The 16,723-nt window shown below is 65.7% G+C and carries 25 protein-coding genes; 1 reads left to right on the top strand and 24 read right to left on the bottom strand.

Annotated elements, in window-relative coordinates; translation table 11 throughout:
• Positions 1 to 14: 14 nt before the first annotated feature.
• Positions 15 to 236 carry a hypothetical protein gene (locus IEY26_RS03180; RefSeq protein ID WP_188975762.1) on the bottom strand — a complete coding sequence of 74 codons (222 nt, stop codon included), beginning with the start codon at positions 234 to 236 and terminating at the stop codon, positions 15 to 17.
• Complete coding sequence (locus IEY26_RS03175) at positions 233 to 1,810, bottom strand: TrkH family potassium uptake protein (protein WP_188975760.1); 1,578 nt, start codon at positions 1,808 to 1,810, stop codon at positions 233 to 235. Before IEY26_RS03175 ends, IEY26_RS03180 begins: the two co-directional genes overlap by 4 nt.
• Positions 1,811 to 1,965: 155 nt before the next feature.
• Between IEY26_RS03175 and IEY26_RS03170 the strand changes: the two genes are divergently transcribed.
• Positions 1,966 to 2,223 (top strand): hypothetical protein, encoded by a 258-nt coding sequence (locus IEY26_RS03170; protein ID WP_188975758.1) that lies wholly within the window; start codon positions 1,966 to 1,968, stop codon positions 2,221 to 2,223.
• Between the two features lie 65 nt (positions 2,224 to 2,288).
• Here IEY26_RS03170 and IEY26_RS03165 read toward each other — a convergent pair whose 3' ends face one another.
• The 22 genes from IEY26_RS03165 to rpmC form a co-directional block, all read right to left on the bottom strand.
• On the bottom strand, positions 2,289 to 2,966 hold the full coding sequence (locus tag IEY26_RS03165; RefSeq protein WP_188975757.1) for a potassium channel family protein: 678 nt from the start codon (positions 2,964 to 2,966) through the stop codon (positions 2,289 to 2,291).
• 25 nt (positions 2,967 to 2,991) lie between these two features.
• The gene (locus tag IEY26_RS03160; protein WP_188975755.1) at positions 2,992 to 3,216 is read right to left on the bottom strand and encodes a hypothetical protein; all 225 of its coding nucleotides are present in this window, start codon (positions 3,214 to 3,216) and stop codon (positions 2,992 to 2,994) included.
• Positions 3,213 to 4,799: a TrkH family potassium uptake protein gene (locus IEY26_RS03155; RefSeq protein ID WP_188975753.1), complete on the bottom strand. Its 1,587-nt coding sequence runs from the start codon at positions 4,797 to 4,799 to the stop codon at positions 3,213 to 3,215. Before IEY26_RS03155 ends, IEY26_RS03160 begins: the two co-directional genes overlap by 4 nt.
• Before the next feature lie 48 nt (positions 4,800 to 4,847).
• Positions 4,848 to 6,422, bottom strand: a complete 1,575-nt coding sequence (locus tag IEY26_RS03150) for a TrkH family potassium uptake protein (RefSeq protein ID WP_188975750.1) — start codon at positions 6,420 to 6,422, stop codon at positions 4,848 to 4,850.
• Positions 6,419 to 7,756, bottom strand: coding sequence for a Trk system potassium transporter TrkA (gene trkA, locus IEY26_RS03145; RefSeq protein WP_188975748.1), 1,338 nt, complete (start codon positions 7,754 to 7,756; stop codon positions 6,419 to 6,421). Before trkA ends, IEY26_RS03150 begins: the two co-directional genes overlap by 4 nt.
• A 172-nt stretch (positions 7,757 to 7,928) precedes the next feature.
• Positions 7,929 to 9,419 carry a preprotein translocase subunit SecY gene (gene secY, locus IEY26_RS03140; protein ID WP_188975746.1) on the bottom strand — a complete coding sequence of 497 codons (1,491 nt, stop codon included), beginning with the start codon at positions 9,417 to 9,419 and terminating at the stop codon, positions 7,929 to 7,931.
• A gap of 1 nt (position 9,420) precedes the next feature.
• Positions 9,421 to 9,903, bottom strand: coding sequence for an uL15m family ribosomal protein (locus IEY26_RS03135; protein ID WP_188975744.1), 483 nt, complete (start codon positions 9,901 to 9,903; stop codon positions 9,421 to 9,423).
• Positions 9,903 to 10,367 (bottom strand): 50S ribosomal protein L30, encoded by a 465-nt coding sequence (gene rpmD / locus IEY26_RS03130; RefSeq protein WP_188975742.1) that lies wholly within the window; start codon positions 10,365 to 10,367, stop codon positions 9,903 to 9,905. The genes IEY26_RS03135 and rpmD overlap by 1 nt, the downstream gene beginning before the upstream one ends.
• Positions 10,367 to 11,002 (bottom strand): 30S ribosomal protein S5, encoded by a 636-nt coding sequence (locus IEY26_RS03125; RefSeq protein ID WP_188975740.1) that lies wholly within the window; start codon positions 11,000 to 11,002, stop codon positions 10,367 to 10,369. Before IEY26_RS03125 ends, rpmD begins: the two co-directional genes overlap by 1 nt.
• A gap of 1 nt (position 11,003) precedes the next feature.
• Positions 11,004 to 11,555: a 50S ribosomal protein L18 gene (locus IEY26_RS03120; RefSeq protein ID WP_188975738.1), complete on the bottom strand. Its 552-nt coding sequence runs from the start codon at positions 11,553 to 11,555 to the stop codon at positions 11,004 to 11,006.
• Complete coding sequence (locus IEY26_RS03115; RefSeq protein ID WP_188975736.1) at positions 11,555 to 12,004, bottom strand: 50S ribosomal protein L19e; 450 nt, start codon at positions 12,002 to 12,004, stop codon at positions 11,555 to 11,557. The genes IEY26_RS03120 and IEY26_RS03115 overlap by 1 nt, the downstream gene beginning before the upstream one ends.
• Positions 11,997 to 12,704, bottom strand: coding sequence for a 50S ribosomal protein L32e (locus tag IEY26_RS03110; RefSeq protein ID WP_188975734.1), 708 nt, complete (start codon positions 12,702 to 12,704; stop codon positions 11,997 to 11,999). Before IEY26_RS03110 ends, IEY26_RS03115 begins: the two co-directional genes overlap by 8 nt.
• A 3-nt stretch (positions 12,705 to 12,707) precedes the next feature.
• Positions 12,708 to 13,244, bottom strand: a complete 537-nt coding sequence (locus IEY26_RS03105) for a 50S ribosomal protein L6 (RefSeq protein ID WP_188975733.1) — start codon at positions 13,242 to 13,244, stop codon at positions 12,708 to 12,710.
• The gene (locus tag IEY26_RS03100) at positions 13,244 to 13,636 is read right to left on the bottom strand and encodes a 30S ribosomal protein S8 (RefSeq protein ID WP_188975731.1); all 393 of its coding nucleotides are present in this window, start codon (positions 13,634 to 13,636) and stop codon (positions 13,244 to 13,246) included. Before IEY26_RS03100 ends, IEY26_RS03105 begins: the two co-directional genes overlap by 1 nt.
• A gap of 2 nt (positions 13,637 to 13,638) precedes the next feature.
• Positions 13,639 to 13,797 (bottom strand): 30S ribosomal protein S14, encoded by a 159-nt coding sequence (locus IEY26_RS03095; protein WP_188975729.1) that lies wholly within the window; start codon positions 13,795 to 13,797, stop codon positions 13,639 to 13,641.
• The gene (locus IEY26_RS03090; RefSeq protein ID WP_188975726.1) at positions 13,797 to 14,309 is read right to left on the bottom strand and encodes a 50S ribosomal protein L5; all 513 of its coding nucleotides are present in this window, start codon (positions 14,307 to 14,309) and stop codon (positions 13,797 to 13,799) included. The genes IEY26_RS03095 and IEY26_RS03090 overlap by 1 nt, the downstream gene beginning before the upstream one ends.
• Entirely contained in the window at positions 14,306 to 15,010 is a 705-nt protein-coding gene (locus tag IEY26_RS03085; protein ID WP_188975724.1) for a 30S ribosomal protein S4e, read from the bottom strand. The genes IEY26_RS03090 and IEY26_RS03085 overlap by 4 nt, the downstream gene beginning before the upstream one ends.
• Complete coding sequence (gene rplX / locus IEY26_RS03080) at positions 15,007 to 15,363, bottom strand: 50S ribosomal protein L24 (protein ID WP_188975722.1); 357 nt, start codon at positions 15,361 to 15,363, stop codon at positions 15,007 to 15,009. Before rplX ends, IEY26_RS03085 begins: the two co-directional genes overlap by 4 nt.
• A gap of 1 nt (position 15,364) precedes the next feature.
• Positions 15,365 to 15,763 (bottom strand): 50S ribosomal protein L14, encoded by a 399-nt coding sequence (locus IEY26_RS03075; RefSeq protein WP_188975720.1) that lies wholly within the window; start codon positions 15,761 to 15,763, stop codon positions 15,365 to 15,367.
• Positions 15,763 to 16,089, bottom strand: a complete 327-nt coding sequence (locus IEY26_RS03070; RefSeq protein ID WP_188975718.1) for a 30S ribosomal protein S17 — start codon at positions 16,087 to 16,089, stop codon at positions 15,763 to 15,765. The genes IEY26_RS03075 and IEY26_RS03070 overlap by 1 nt, the downstream gene beginning before the upstream one ends.
• Complete coding sequence (locus IEY26_RS03065) at positions 16,080 to 16,520, bottom strand: ribonuclease P protein component 1 (protein WP_188975716.1); 441 nt, start codon at positions 16,518 to 16,520, stop codon at positions 16,080 to 16,082. Before IEY26_RS03065 ends, IEY26_RS03070 begins: the two co-directional genes overlap by 10 nt.
• Positions 16,521 to 16,522: 2 nt before the next feature.
• The gene (rpmC, locus tag IEY26_RS03060; protein WP_188975714.1) at positions 16,523 to 16,723 is read right to left on the bottom strand and encodes a 50S ribosomal protein L29; all 201 of its coding nucleotides are present in this window, start codon (positions 16,721 to 16,723) and stop codon (positions 16,523 to 16,525) included.

Raw genomic sequence — 16,723 nt, 5'->3', positions numbered from 1 at the left:
TTGTGGTGTGTGAGTTACAGACGGTTCTGTGAGCGTCGTCGCAGCGTCCGATAGACGGGGTAGGCTGCGACGGCGACGACATAGAGCGTCGCAGCGCCGATGACGGCCGGATGTCGGCCGAGGATAGCGCCGGCGGCGACGAGTGCGAGACCGACGACGATGAGTGCGTCAACGACGGCGTCGTCGCCGCCGAACTCGCGGAACTGCCGGATGACGGGCCAGTTCTGGAGGCTCATTGGAAGACACCCTCACGGTAGAGGAGGCCCCGGAGTAAGACGAGGACGGGGATGATTTCGAGGCGGCCGATCCACATGTTGAAGAGGAACATCACTTTCGCGGGCGTCGGCATGCCGGGGCCGGTAATACCCGCGGAGAGCCCGACGTTCCCCTGCGCCGACGCGACCTCGAAGAGGACGTTCGGGAGCGTGTACGCCGACTGCACGGTGAGCATGAGGACGAACGCGCCGACGGCGAGGAAGACGAACCAGAGGAACGTGATGATCGCCGCTTCCTCGAACTCACGGGCGGCCTCCTGGTCGTCGAGTTTCCGCCTCCCGAGTTCGAAATGTGTCACGGCGGTCTCCGGGAGAAAGACGTTCCGAATGCGGTAGGCGGTCCCCTTCGTGAGCGTGGCGAGCCGGACGAGTTTGATGCCGCCGACGGTCGACCCGGCGGCCGCGCCGACCACCATCCCGATGGATACCGTCATCTGCGCGGCCATCGACCACTGCGTTCCGAGCGAGTTGGCCGTCTGGAAGCCCGTACAGGAAGCCGCAGAGACGAGCTGGAAGACGCCGTACCGGACGGACTGGAAGAGCGCGGCCGCGTTCCCGGTGAGCGTGGTGCCGAGGAAGGTGATCGTCTCCGTCGACTGATAGACGCCTTGGCTGTAGATGATAGCGACGAGGAAGGCCGACAAAAGTCCGAAGAAGCCGAACACCCAGCGCGTCTGGAGGTCCTCGTACAGCTGGGAGAGGTCGCCGCGGAGGACGAGGTAGTGGACGGGGAACGCGATGCTGCCGAGCACCATAATCGGAAGGAGGGCGAAGTCAATGAGTGGGCTGTCGTAGGTCGCGATGGAGCCGTCCGTGATGCTGAACCCGCCGGTGGCGAGCCCGGTCATCGCGTGGTTGATGGCGTCCCACATCGGCATTCCCGCGAGCCACAACACCAGGATGGAGAAGACGGTGAAGAGGAGGAAGATCCACCAGATCGTCCGGACGGTGGAGACGATGCTCGGGTGGATTTTCTCCGAGCGCGCCTCTGACTCGTAAAGCGTCAGGCTCCCGCTTCCCGGACGGGCGAGGATTGCCGTCGTCAGGACGATGACGCCCACGCCGCCGATCCATTCGATGAACGACCGCCACCACTGGAGCGTGTGTGGGAGTTCGGACTCGTTCACGCTCATCGTGAGTCCCGTCCCGGTGAAGCCGCTGAGACTCTCGAAGAGCGCGTTCAGCGCGGAGAGGTGTGCCGCCGTCGTCTCCGAGAGCAGCGGCGCGCCGAAGAGCCCGAGTTGCTGTGTCCACGCCACGAGGAGGAACGGGAGCGCGCCGAAGCCGGCGACGAGGAACCAGCCGCTCGCCGCGATCATCATCCCGTGGAGTTTCCCCGGTTCGGCCGCGCCAGCGAACCGGCGGACGAGCGCGGTGCCGATTCCGAGCGGGAGGAGCGTCGAGACGAGGAGTGCAGGAACTGCGTAGAGTTCGTGCCAGACGAGGGCGACCGGGAGCGACAGCAACGGCATCACGGAGAACGCCTGAAAGATCCGGCCGAGATCGCGGCCGATCGTCGCAGAGGACTCCTGCATGCCCCGTCCGTACTGACAGACGGAAGAAATACCTTCCGGTAGTGGTCGGGTATACGGACTCCACATATATACCCAACTTCGGAGAAGCCAAGTATTCCCCCTCCACACCCCAGCTATCAGCAAATGTAATAAGGAAGAGCGAGATATAGAACGTCATGGGAACAGATCGCAAACCAGAGGGCACTGTCCCCCCCATCGAGGACATCCTCGACGTCGAAATCGCGGAAAGGGGTAATGTCGAACGATACCGTATCGTCGAACGCACTCGCTACGAAGCGGAAGTCATTCTCTTCGAGGAGGACGAGACGGGAGCGATCAAGCAGGCACTGTACCAGATCGACGTCACCCGCTCGCTGGGCGATGAGGACCACCACGTCCACTGGACGTTTCTCGGCTATCGTAATGACGAGTGAGCGCCGTCGGGTCGTTCGTCGCCGAGTGGTTTCGCGCCGGGGCGCGTGAGTCAGGCGGACCGTATCTACAGTCCGGCGAAGGTTTCGAGGACGTCGTCGGTCATGCCGACGCGGGAGAACACCGTGACGACGTCACCCGGTTCGACCGTCGTGCCGCCGCGCGGCGTGATGACCTCTTCCGTGCCGTCGGTCGTGCGCTCGATGGCGACGAGGAGGACGTCGTCGCCGAGCAGCCCGCTCTCGCCGGCGTCCCGGAGTGATAGCCCGGCGATGGGGGCGTCGGGCGCGACGGTCGTCTCGAAGATTTCCGCGTCCCCGCCGAGCTCCATGAAGTCCTCGACGGCGGGCCGCTGGACCGCGCGGAAGAGATACTGGGCGATGAGGCGCTGTGGGTTTTCGAGGATGGTCGCGCCGACTCGCTCGAAGATACCTAGGTGGTCGGGGTCTTGCACCACCGTCACCAGCGAGGCGATATCGAGTTCCTTCGCGAGGAACAACACCATGAGGTTCGTCGCGTCCTCGTCGGTCGTGCAGATAATCGCGTCCGCCCGGTCAGCGCCTGCGTCCTCCAGAATTTCCCGGTTCGTCGCGTCGCCGTTCAGAACGAGACAGTCGTACTCGCGGCTCGCGGCCTCCGCGACTTCCGGGTCGCGTTCGACGACGACGACCTCGTTCTCCGTGGTTGTCGCGAGGTCGAGTACCTGCGAGCCGATCTGCCCTGCGCCGACGACGATGACGTACATGTACGTGGCCGCGCCGGCCAGTCAGTTAAGTGCTGTCGCTTTCGCGGGCGCGTCGAATCCCCAGGAGACAGACGTATCCGACGAATCCGAGGAGGTAGACCGCGGCGAGCGCGGTCGTCGCGACGCCCCGCCCGAACACTGCGAGCGCGAGCACGACGATGGGGCCGACGAGCACGAGCGTGTCGAACACGCGGTCGTCCGGTCCGGCCGCGACGAGTTCGGTGAACCCGGGAATGTCGTCGGGTTTCACTGGCGGTACACCCCGAAGCCGCGGAAGACGCCGCGGAGCGTGACGAGCACGGGGATGATTTCGAGACGCCCGACCCACATGTTCAGGAGGAAGACGAGTTTCGCCGCAGTCGGCATGTCCGGGCCGGTGATGCCCGTGGAGAGCCCGACGTTCCCCTGCGCCGACGCGACCTCGAACACGACGTTCTCCAAGGCGAACCCGTCGGGGCCCATCGGCACGACGAGCAGGAGGACGGCGATGCCGAGCACGAGGAACACGCCCCAGAGCAGAGAGATAATCGCAGCCTCCTCGAACTCCTGTGTGAGTTCGGCACTGGAGAGCTTTCGGTCGCCGAGCCGGAACGTCCGAACCGCCGACTGCGGGTAGAACACGCCCGAGACGCGGAACGCCGCTCCCTTCAGGAGCGTGGCGAGCCGGACGAGTTTGATGCCGCCGACGGTCGACCCCGAAGCCGCCCCGACGACCATCGCGAACGAGACGACGAGCTGGGACGCCGCGCTCCACGACCCGCCGATGGACGCCGTCTGGAAGCCCGTGCAAGACGCCGCGGACACGAACTGGAACGCGCCGTACCGGACGGACTGGAAGATCGCGGCCGCCTGACCGGTGAACGTCACGCCGAGGAACGTAATCGCCTCCGTGCCGTGGTAGACGCGGCCGGTGTACAACAGCCAGACGAGCGCGGCGACGCCGACCGCGAAGAAGCCGAACACCCAGCGCGTCTGGAGGTCCTCGTACACGTTCTCGAAGTGGCCCTGGAGGAGGAGGTAGTGGATGGGGAACGCGATACTTCCGAGCGTCATGATCGGGAGGAGGACGAAGTCGACGAGCGGGCTGTCGTAGGTCGCGATGGAGTTATCGGTGATGCTGAACCCGCCGGTGGCGAGCCCGGTCATCGCGTGGTTGATGGCGTCCCACGCCGGGAGGCCCGCGAGCCACAGCGTGACGATGGAGACGAACGTGAAGAGGAGGAAAATCCACCAGATGGTGCGCACCGTTGAGACGATGCTCGGGTGAATCTTCTCCGAGCGCGCCTCGGACTCGTAGAGAGTGAGACTCCCGCTTCCCGGGCGAGCGAGAATCGCCGTCGTCAGGACGATGACGCCCACGCCGCCCACCCACTCCGTGAACGACCGCCACCACTGGAGCGTGTGTGGGAGCGTGTTCTCGTGAACGCTCATCGTGAGGCCGGTGCCCGTGAACCCGCTAAACGACTCGAACACCGCGTTCAGGGGGTTCAGGAACGCCGCCATCGTCGCGTTCAGCGGCGGCGCGCCGAACCAGCCCTGCTGCATCGAGACCGCGATTCCTACGAACGGAATCGCACCGAACACGCCGACGGTCGCCCACCCGGTCGCCGCGATAACCATCCCGTGGAGCTTCCCGGGCTCCCGGGCGTCCGCGTACGACTCTGTGAGCCACCACCCAACCGCGAACGGCACGACCGCAGCGACGAGAAGCGACGGGAGAACGTACCACTCGCGCCACGCGGCCGCGACGACCATCGACGCCGTCGGCATCACCGCGAACGCCTCGAGGATCCGCCCGAGGTCGCGGCCGACAGAACGGAGCCCTGAGACCATCTATCCGACACCGCGTCGACCAGCATCAAAAGTCGTACGGCTTCCCGGTCAGTCCGTCCAGTAGCTCCGCGTGAGCAGGACGAACAGCGGGAAGATTTCGAGGCGGCCCGTCCACATCAACGCGACCATCAGGAGCTTGGACGCGTCGGGGAACGGCAGGTAACTGTTCATCGGCCCGACGATGCCGAACCCCGGCCCGACGTTCCCGAGCGTGGCCGCGACCGCGCTCGACGCCTCCAGGAACGTGAGCGGCCCGTCGGTCGTCGCGCCGAGCAGGAACACGAGGAGCGTCGCCGCCGCGAAGATGACGAAGTAGAGGAGAGTGAAGGCGTAGATGCCGCGGACGGTGCTCTCGTCGAGGACACGCCCCGCGAGCCGAATCGGCCGAATCGCCTCGGGGTGGACGGTCGTGAACAGCTCACGGCGCAGGCTCTTCAGGATGACGAGCCAGCGGACGGCCTTGACCGCGCCGGCCGTGCTGCCCGCGCTCCCGCCGAAGAACATCGCGGCGAGCAGGACGTACTGCGCGGGCGCACCCCACGCGTTGAAATCCATGTTGGCGTATCCGGTCGTCGTCACGATGGACGCCATCTGGAACGTCGCGTAGCGGAGCGAGGGCTCGACCGCGCCCGCGATCCGACCGACGTTCTCCACGTTGACCAGCCCGGAGTCAGTGAACAGGAGCACGGTGAGGACTGCGGTCCCCGCGGCGAACGCTCCCGCGAAGAACCGGAGCTCCGCGTCCCGGAGCGCGTGCCGCCAATCCCCGGTAATCGCGTGCCAGAACAGCGCGAAGTTCACCCCGGCGAAGAGCATGAACGGAACGATGAGCCACTGGACGACCGCGCTGAACGCCTCGATGCTCCGCGCTTCCGGGCTGAACCCGCCCGTCGGCATCGTCGTGAACCCGTGCGCCACCGCGTTGTAGAACGTCATGTTCGGCGCGTACCCGAGCACGTGCAGCGCGTAGAGCAGGACGATTTCGAGCGCCGTCAGCCCGATGTAAATCCCCCAGAGCGCCCGCGCCGTCTCCGCGATGCGCGGCGTGAGTTTCTCTAGGCCTGGCCCCGGCGCTTCCGCGTCCATGAGCTGTGCACCTCCCACGGAGAGTTTCGGGAGGATGGCGACCGCGAGCACGACAATCCCCATCCCGCCGAGCCACTGGGTCTGCTGACGCCACATCATCACGGCTCGCGAGTGCGCGTCGAACGAGATACTCCCCATCACCGTGGCTCCGGTAGTCGTGAACCCGCTCATCGTCTCGAACACCGCGTTCACCGGGTCCGCGAGCGTCGACGCCGGGCTCTCCGCGGCGAACAGGAAGGGGACGCCGTGGCCCTCTAAGACGTAGGGAATCGCGCCGACGACCGTCACTGCGAGCCACGTCGACGACACCATCAAGAAGCCTTCTCGCGTCCCGAGGTCCGGGTCGGCGTCGAGTCGCTCCAGCAGCCAGCCCGTCGTGAACGTCACCGCGATGGCCGTGAGGAACACCGGAATCCCGCCGTCGCCGTAGTAGACGCCGACCGCGAGCGGGAAGAGCATCGGGACGGACAGCCACTTCACGACCGTCCCGACGAGGCTGAGGCTCGCCCGCCAATCGACGTATAGCTGACCGCTCATAGTTTCGCTTCGACCGTGTCCCGCGCGTCCTCGCGCACGAACACGACGACGTGGTCGCCGACCTCGACGACCGTGTCCCCGCGCGGCGTGATGACCGCCTCACCGCGCGTAATCGCCCCGATGACGAGGCCGTCCGGGAGGTCCTGTACGGCGTCCTGAATCGCCCGACCGGCGAGCACGCTCTCTCCGTCCACCTCGATTTCGAGGACTTCCGCCGTCCCCGGCTCGATGATGGCGACGTTCTCCGCGCGGCGCTCCCGCGTGAACCGCGTGATCTCTTCTGCCGTCACCTCACGCGGGTTCACCGCGACGTCGACGCCGACGGTCTCGAAGAGGTCGACGTACTCCGCGGAGTCCACGACCGCCACCGACCGCGCCGCCCCCAGCCGCTTCACCAGGAGGGACGCGAGCAGCGTCTTCTCGTCGCTGTCGAGACAGGAGATGACGACGTCCGACTCGCCGACGTGCTCGCGCTCTAAGAACTCTGCGTCCGTCGCGTCGTGCGCCATCACCGTCGTCTCCGGTAGGCGCTCCGCGAGGTCGCGAGCGCGCGCCTCGTCCCGCTCGATGAGCCGCGGGCTGAACCCGCGCTCTCCGAGGAGCTTCGCGATGAGGAAGCCCTGCTGGCTCCCGCCGACGATGAGCACGTCCTCTGCGTTCCCGACCGCGCGCTCCGGCGTAATCGCCGCCGCGAACGCCTCCACGCTCTGCGGCGTCCCGATGACGAGCACGCGGCTGTTCGCCGTCAACACCGTCTCCCCGCGCGGCACGTGCGTCTCGCCGTCCCGAATCACCGCCGCGAACGTCAGCGACTCGAACCGGTCTGCCTCCTGCACCGTCTGCCCCGCAATCGGACTGTCCTCGGGGACTTCGAACTCCGCCATCTGCACGCGCCCGCCCGCGAACGGGTCGACGTCCGTCGCCGTCGGGAACCCGATGACCCGCACCACCGACTGCGCGGTCAACAGGTCCGTACACACCATGAAGTCCACGCTGAACGCGCCCTGCGCCCGCCGCCACGTCTGGAGGTACGTCGTCTTCTGCACGCGCGCGATAGTGAACGGGTCGCCGAGCGTCGCCGCCGTCCCGCACACCGCCAGATTCGTCTCGTCGTCGTCCGTCGACGCGATAACCATATCTGCCGCGTCCACGGACGCTTCCTCGAGCACGGCCGGGTCCGTCCCGTCGCCCTCCACCGGCAGCACGTCGACGTTGTACGTCAACGCCTCTACGCGCTCGGAGTCGACGTCGATGACGACCACGTCGTGCGCGTCACTCAGGTCGGCCGCGATGCTCGACCCGACTTCGCCGGCACCGACGATTACGACACGCATCGACGGTCCCTCCGTACTTGCATACCCACTCCCACACGACCCTCGTAAAAGTCGGTTTCGACCCCGAGGGCACACTGAAACCACACCACACAGGCCGGCTCCACGACGCGCGAGCCGACGGCTAGGCGGCGTGAGAACGGAGAGAATCCGAGAGTGCGTCAGACCCGTTCGGCTACTCGTTGCCGAACATCTGGCGCATCATCGGATGCATGTTCATGAGCTGTTCTTCCGCGATCTCCTCGTAGAGCTTGTACGTGATGGAGACGGTAAGCAGGAGCCCCGTCCCGGAGACGTTCCCGATCGTCCCGAGCATGTTCGCCGCGACGGCGAGCAGCCCGACGAGCGCGCCACCGATGACGGTGACCTGCGGGATGTACCGCTCCATCACCTTCTCCACGACGCCGACGTTCTGCCGGAACCCGGGAATCTGCATCCCCGAATTCTGAATCTGCTGGGCGGTCGACTCCGGACCCATGTCCGCAGTCTCCACCCAGAAGACGGCGAATATCGCGCCGCCGACGACCATGAACAGCAAGTCGAAGAAGACGCGGAGCAGAATCTGCCACGGCTCCTGGGAGACGCCCTGCACGAACCACATCCAGTCCCCGGGGCTGTGAATCGGCGCGAGATAGTAGAACACGCCGTCGACGGGCGAGAACCCGCCGGAGCCCTGCGTGTAGACGCCCAGCCAGTCCGGCATCCCCGAATCGCCGAGCTGGCTGTAGAGGATGCGACCGAGGAACTGGATGTTCGCCTGGAGCGCCCGAACGAGGATCATCGGCAGGACGCTCGCGTAGATGAGCTTCACGGGGAACCGACCACGTGCGCCCTTCACGCGAGCGTGACTGAGCGGGATCTCGACGCGGACGGACTCCGCGTACACGACGACCGCGAAGATGAGGACCGTCGTGACGATGGCGAGCAGGCCGCCGTTCGAGTTGAACAGGAGGAAGTTAATCCCCTGGCCGGAGAAGAGCGCCGGCACGTCCTGCACGTTCCCGAGGATGACGTTGATCCAGAACGGAATCACGCCCATCGACCCGCTCTCACCGCCCCAGTAGAACAGCCCGCCCATGAGGCTCTGGCTGACACCGGCGATGATGAACAGGCCGATACCGGACCCGACACCCCACTTGGAGACGATTTCGTCCAAGAGGAGGATGAGCACGCCGCCGACGAAGATCTGCGCGAACAGGATGACCTGTACGCCGAAGATCCCGATGCCGAGGCTGCTCGCGAGCTGCGGGCTCGCCGGGAGGAAGTTCCCGAGGAACACCATCGGAATCCCCGTCAGGCAGATCATCACGAGCACCAGGAACTTCTGGAGGCCCTGGTAGATCTGCTGGTCACGGGGGTCGTTCGTGTCCAAACCGAGGAGGTTCGCACCGCCCAGAAGCTGCAGGACGATGCTCGCCGTGACGATTGGTCCGATACCGAGCTGGAGGACCGTCCCCTGACCGCCGGCGAGGAGCGCTCGGAACTGTCCGAACAGGTCGCTCCCGTCGCCCTGGAGGCCCCAGAGGAAGACGTTCGTCAGGAAGAAATACAGCAGGAGAACGATCCCGGTCCACATGAGCTTCCGCTTGAACGGCACGTGACCGTCCGGCCGACGCACTGTCGGCATGCGGGTGAGGACCGGGCCAGCCGTCTCCTTCCAGCTCATCTCAGTTCTCGCTCTCTTCGCTCTCGTTCTCGTCTGCAGTCTCAGCGCGCTCGGAGAGCACGGCGTCGCCGCCCTCTTCCTCGATGAGCTCGACCGCCGACGCGCTGAACGCGTCCGCCGTCACTTCGAGCTGATTGCGCACCTGACCGTCACCGAGGACTTTCACGACGTCGACCTCGTGGCCGTCCTCGACGACGTCACGCGCGTCGATGCGGAAGCCGAAGTCCGTCTCCTCGGCCGACCCGTCCTCGACGTAGAGCACCGCGTTCTCGTCGAGTTCCTGCACGCTGATCTCGGCGACGTCGTCCTGGACTTTGTCCGGACGCGTGAAGCCGTGTTTCCCGAGCGGTTCGTAGTTGTGGAACTCGTGCTTGTCGCGGCCGGCGCGGCCACGGCCACCACGGTGTCCGGCACCACGCCGGTTCTTGTGAGTGCCGCCGCCGTGCGTGCGCGACCCGCGCTGGCGTCGTTTCTTACTCGTCATTATCGCATCCTCCGGAGGAGTTCGTCGATATCCTCGCTGGACTGTTTGCCGAGCTGGCCGCCCTGCGCGCGCGGCTGCTTGATGCCCTCGTGGCCGCCGCGCGGCGGGTGAAGGCGGAGCACCGGCGCGAGACCGGCGTCGCGGAGCGTCGTCTCCTCGTCGAGGAGCGCGCTCGCGAGGTCGGCGACGTCGTCGTAGTCGGTGTTCTCCGCCACCCACTCGTCGTCGACGTCGGCGTCGCCTTCGAGGGGCTCACCGCGGCGCTCGATGAGCGACGCGACGACCTCCTCGGAGGGCTCGCCGTAGGCGACGTAGTCGTTCACTTTCGCGACCATGCCCTGGTACGTCTCCGTCTCAGGGACGAGCGCGCAGTGGTTCACGCTGTGAATGTTGAGCATCTGCAGCGTGTCGTCCACCGTGTCACGCATGTTGACTTCACCGCGAAGCTGGACAACTGCCTGCATCACTCGATCACCTCGCGCTTCTCGCGCGTGCGCTCCGGGACGCGGGCCTCCGCGGTGTTGCGGAGCGCGTTGAACGTCGCCTTCGCGAAGTTCACCGTCGTCCGCGTCTTCCCGGACGAATGCGTCCAGACGTCCTCGATACCGGCGAGGTCGAGGACGTGCCGGACCGTCTCACCGCCCGCGAGGCCGAGACCGCGCGGGGCGGGGCGGAGTTCCACTTCGACGCTGCCGGCCTTCCCGGTCGTCTTCAGCGCGACCGTGTGCGGACGCCCGCAGCCACACTCCCACGACCCACAGCCGCGGGAGACGTCGATGATGTTCAGTTTCGCGACCTCGATGGCTTTCTGAATCGCGCCACCGACCTGGTCGTCGCGGCCTTCCGCGTACCCGACGAAGCCGTCGCGGTTACCGACGGCGACGACGCAGCGGAACTTCACGCGGCGGCCGGAGTCAGTCATGCGCTGTACCATGTTGATGTCGAGGACTTCGTCCTCGAGACCCGGGAGGAGCGAATCGACGAGCTCCGGCTCCTTCAGCGGGAGACCGGAGTTCAGCGCGTCCTCCATCGTGTCGATCTCGCCGTCCTGGACGAGTCGACCGAGTCGCGTCTGGGGTTCCCAGTTGTTGTAGCTCATGTTAGTCCTCCTGGAGTGTTTCGAGCACGTCGTCGAAGTGCTCGGGGAGCGTCGTCGCGTCGAACTCGCCGCTGTAGAGCGGCTCGTCGAGCTGCTCCGCGTAGTCGGCGATGTGCTGACCGCGCGTGCGCTGCCAGTCCGCGAACACGGACTCGTTGTGCGGCACGTCGAGGCCGGCGTCGATAGCGCCTTCCTGCACGGCGAACACCTTCGACCCCTGGGTCGCGGTGTTCAGGCCGATGTCGAGCACGGCCTCGTCGAGGCCGGCGTCGACCGCCCGCTTCCCCGCGAGGTAGCCGGTGAGGTAGGCCGCGGGCATGTTACCCGTCGGTGCCTCCCAGCCGAACTCGGTGAGGTCTTGTGCGTTCGCGCTCGCTTCCGTGATGTCGCCGTCCGGTCCCATGACGATCAGCTGCGCCGAGATTCCGTTGTTGCTCTTCCGAGCGACGAGTCGGGGTTTCCCCGACTTCAGGAGGCGCAACCTCTGATGGTAGTCCGTCCGGACCTCGCGGCGACGCCGCATCGGTACTTTGTATCGTGGGCCGCTAGCCATTATTGTTCACCGTAGTGCTCTTCGATGTAGTTGCGCAGCCGCCGGACGCTATCGAACTCGCCGCCGTTCGCCATCCGGTAGAGCTTCCGGTACTGGGTCGGCGTGAGGTCGCCGGAGTCACGTCGCTCGCGGAGCTCCCGGCGCTGTGCGCGGATTCGGTTCTTCCACTCGTCCTTCGAGTTCGACCGGCCGCCCTTCTTCCCCTTGCGGGAACCGGCACCGGTCTGATGCCCGTAAGCACGTTTCGCGTCGCGCTCGCGTGCGCGACCGCGGGAGTTGCCCTGTGCGTCCTTCGCTTTAATCGTCCCCTGCTGGACGAGGTCGCGGATGTCGTCGCGCGTGATGGCGTCCGCGATTTCGCCCTGCGAATCGGGGTCGAACCAGACGCGGTTCTCCCCGACGTCGAGGACGTCGGCTGCGAGTCGTTTCTGTGCGCTCAGATCACTCATTGTCTACCTCGACTTCGACGTAGGTCGGGTTGAGGACGCGAACGCCCATGTCTTCGGCCTTCTCCTCGATGGTCTCGCGCTTCCGCGCGCCGACCGTCGAGGCGATGCGGGCGGCCTCGGTGTCCGCGTCGACGCCGTCGAGGTCGGCCGCGTTGTGCACGTGGACTTCCTCGAAGCCGCTCGGGTGCTTGCCGCGCACCGCTTTCGGCGTTCGGAACCCGGCTTCGACCTTGTCGCCTTTGCCCTTCTGCCCGCGTCGCTGCTTCGACAGCCCACCGCGGGGTCGACGCCACGACGTCGGCGTGCGCTTCTTCTTGTGGTAGTCCTGACGGAAGAACTGGGGTTTGCCGATGCGCTTTCGCTGCTTGAGGAGGCGTTCTTCCTCCTCGGTCAGCTCCGGCGTCTTGTCGGCGTGCCCGCGCGGCTGAAGCTCGGTTTCGACTTCCTCGGCTTCCTCCGCTTCGGCTTCCTCGGTCTCTTCTTCGACCGCCGCTTCGGTCTCCTCGGAGACTTCGAGCCCGCCGACGTCCGCCTTGATACGGGCGGCGAGGGCGTTCCCGATACCGTCGACGTCGGCGAGGTCGTCCTGCGATGCGGCCTTCACGTCCTCGACGGACTCGTAGCCGGCGTCGCGGAGCGCCTCGGCCTTCGACGGCCCGACACCACTGATGTCCTCGATGGACTCGATTTCGTCAGCCATCTATTAGGCACCTCCTTTCGCGGGTTTCTGGACGATGTAGACACCGTCCTGGAACACGCGCGTGTCCTTGTCCGTGACGCGCGTGAGCTGCTCGATGTCGGCGGCCGTCTGCCCGACGTCCTCCTTCGACGGCCCGGAGAGCGTCAGCTCTTCACCGTCGACTTGGACGTCCGTGTCGCCACGAACGGGCGTGCGGCGCGCCGCTCGCTCCCCGAGGAAGTTCTCGATGACGACTTCGCCGTCCTCGACGTTCACCTGCATCGGGAAGTGAGAGTAATGCACTTTCATCCGGTACTCCCAGCCGTCGACGACCCCGTGGAACATGTTCGCCACGTGGCTCTCGAACGTCCCGAGAGTCGAACGCGTCTTCGCGTCCTCCTCGTCGGACTCGATGACGACGGTGTCGTCCTCGACGGTGACCGTGACGTCCGGGTACCAGAGGCGGCGAGTGACCGAGCCGTTCGGGCCGTCGACGGTGAGGTCGAGGTGGTCGACCTCGGCGTCGACGTCTGCCGGAATTTCGAGTTCGATTCGTGCCATTAGTATACGTACGCGATAACCTGACCACCGATGCCCTCGTCGCGGGCCTCGTAGTGGCTCATGATGCCGTGACTCGTCGTGACGATGAGCGTCCCGTAGTCACGGGCCGGGAGGTATCGCTTCTCCCATTTCTCGTAGTCGTCGGCGCTCACGGAGTAGCGGGGCTTCACCGGCCCGCACTCGTTGATAGCGCCCGTCAGTTCAACGTCGAACCGCCCGCCGCGACCGTCCTCGACGAACTCGAAGCCGCCGATGTAACCACGGTCGTAGAACACTTCGAGAATGGACCCGATAGTGTTCGACGCGGGCTTGATGTCGTGTTCCAGATGACCGACGCTCTCGGCGTTGTTCACACCGGAGAGCGCGTCGGCCAGGGGATCTCGTCCTGTCATTGTTAGCTGTACTTCTTGAAGCCCATGTCGCGGGCGATCTCGCGGAAGCACTGTCGGCACAGCCACACGTCGTACTTGCCGACGAGGCCCTGCTTACGGCCACAGCGCCGGCACTCGTGGGACTGCCCGGTCTCTTCCTGTGCGGTTTCGGATTCGCTCATCAGTTGACCTCCACGTCGAAGTGCTCCTCGAGGTACGCGATGGCGTCCTCGGGAGTGAGACGGTGGTTCTTCGGGATCTGACGGGAGTGCTTGTCGCGCTTCGACACGCGGTAGCCGGGACGCACGAGGTTCACCGTGACGTCCAGCCCGTAGATACCGATGTTCGGGTCGTACTCCTGACTCGGGAAGTCGGTGTGTTCGTCGACACCGAAGCTCACGTTCCCGGTCTCGTCGAACTGGCGGCGGCGCAGCGACGTGAAGTCGAGCGCGCGGGCGAGGAAGTCCTCGGCTGCGTCGTCGCGGAGCGTGACCTTCGCGCCGATCGGGTCGCCCTCGCGGATGTTGAACGTCGGGTTCGTCTCCGTCGCCGTCGTTCGAACCGACTCCTGGCCGGTGATCTCTTCGAGGATCTCCTCGGCGTTCTGGAGTTCGCGGCCACCCTGACCGACGCCCATGTGGACGACGACCTTCTCGACGCGCGGTTCGCGCATCTCGCTATCGGTGACGCTCATTCCTCATCACCCGTGAAGTTCTCGTCGATGACGACGATGTACTCGTCGACGGTCTCGAACGACCCGTCGTCGGTCGACACCTCGACGGTGTTCGACGCGCTACCGGGCGTGACCGTGATCTCGTCGACTTCGCCGATTTCACCGGCGTGCTGGCCGGCGACGGCGGTGACGAGCGCGCCTTCCTCGTACTGGAAGTGCGCGACGATGTCGTCCGTCTCGTTCTCGACGACGATGGAGTCGCCGCCGGAGTACTCGTCTTCGTCCTCGTCGATGAGGATGTTCTGCCCGTCGTGCAGGTTCAGCTGCACGCGGCCGCCGGAGACGAGCGTCTTGTCGACGACTTTCCCGAGTTTCGCGTCCGCGTCGGCCGCGTCGATCTCCGTCAGACCGAGCCGGCCGCCCTCGTCGGGGAACACGCGGTAGTACTCGTCTCGCTCCGGGAAGCCGAGCAGGTCGAACATCCCGATGGGGCGGTTGATGTCGCTCACCGAGCCGCCGTTGACGAGCACACCGTCGTGGTGTGCGGCGTACTTCGCTTCCTTCGCCGAGTCGACGTAGCCGAGCACGTCCCGGAGCACGACGACGAGCGGAACGCCCGATTCGCCGTGCGGGCCCGCGCCCGCCTTCGCCGTGAACGTGGCGGTCTTCCGCTCGACCGGCCACGACTTCGGCACCGACAGTCGTTTCTGGTGGTTACTCATTCGTTGTCACCTCGGATGCGGTCCGCGCGCACGTCGTCTTCGAGGTTGAGGTCGGTGACGACGAGGTTCGACGCGTCGAGCGCGCGAAGGACTTCTTCGCCGTCCGCCTTCTCGATGGTGACGTCCTCGACGTACACCTTCGCGTCCGTCAGGTCGACACGCGCGACCTCGGCTTCCGTGCCGGCGTCGTCGCCGCGCGTCACCTCGACGGTGTCGCCCGTGGCGACGCGGACGCGGCGCTGCCCGTACTCCTCACGGAGGTCCTCCGTGAGGTGCGCTCGAACCTGCTTCTGCTTCTTGTGCAGGGGCGCGCGGCGGGACCGCGTTCGCTGTTTGCGTGGTTGTTCACTCATGTTAGACGATCATCGTTGCCGTGCTGGCGACGCTCCCGTAGCGTTCTGCGACCTCGCGCGTGATCGGACCCTTGATCTCGGTCCCGCGAGGCTCGCCGAGGTCGTCGATGATGACCGCGGCGTTGTCCTCGAACTTCACGCGCGTGCCGTCCGGCCGGCGGATCGACTTCCGCTGGCGGACGACCACCGCTTCGAGCACCTGGCGACGCATCTCCGGCGTCCCCTTGGTGACCGAGACGGTGATCTTGTCGCCGACACCGGCTTTCGGGTGACGGTTCTTCGTCCCCTGGTAGCCCATGACGGAGAGCACTTTCAGTTCGCGCGCGCCGGTGTTGTCGGCGCACGTAATGATCGAGCCTTTCTCCAGACCCTGCGTGACGTCAGCTTTGATCGCTTCCATCAGTCTTCACTCTCCGTGATCTCCACGACGACGTGGGATTTCGTCTTGGAAAGCGGTCGGGTCTCTGCGATACGAACCACGTCGCCTTCGGAGATGTCGAAACACTCCGGGGCGTGAGCCGGAACGCGGGAACGACGCTTCATGTACCGGTCGTACTTCGGTACGAAGACGTCGTACTCTCGTTCCACGACGATGGTTTTGTCCATTGCCGTCGAGGCGACTTCGCCCTCGATGATCTGCCCGCGCACGGAAAGGCTCCCGTGGAACGGACAGCTATCGTCGGCGCATTCGCCCGACGGCTCGTCAACGTTTAATCCTATTGCCATTTCGAATCGACTCCGTTCTCGGAACGTAATGCGGGTCGTGAGAGCAGTTCGACTCCATCCACCGTAACGTAGGCCGCGCCGTAGCCGGCAGTATGGCTCTCGCCACTGACCGGTTCCGACGCGGTCCCGGCACCCTCCCGGGTTGCCGCGGATTCATCTGTGAGTCGGAACTCGAAGACGGTCCCCCGCTTCGGGACCTGTTTGCGGGAAGCCGCCTCCCCGCCCGGTCGACCGGCCGAACTCCGCTCGGCCGCCTCGACCTGCCGCACACCCGGTTCCCCCTCGCCACCGGCTTCGATGACGAGCGTGTTCATCGTCTCACGGACGATGCGACCCGAGAGACCGACCCGCGAGGGGTCGGTCGACTCGACGACCTCGACGTGGAGGCCGGCGAGTTCGTGTCGGGTCAGGGTTTCGGGTGTGAGCGGCATCGTTAGTCGCTTTCTTCGTTCTGAATCGTTTTCAGTCGCGCGATCGTCTTCCGGAGCTCCCCGATACGACCGGGGTTCTCCGGCATGCCGCCAGCGGCCTTCACGGCCTTCGCGTTCAGGAGTTCGGTCTCGAGCTCTTCGAGCTCGTTCTCCCGCTCCGCGGGCGTCATGTCACGGATTTCTTCGGGGTAGAGGATTGCCAT

It is taken from the genome of Halocalculus aciditolerans (assembly GCF_014647475.1).
In the GTDB taxonomy this organism is placed as follows: Archaea; Halobacteriota; Halobacteria; order Halobacteriales; family Halobacteriaceae; genus Halocalculus; species Halocalculus aciditolerans.
Note: the sequence above shows the minus strand (reverse complement) of the source record. Positions and strands in the feature narration are given on the sequence as shown.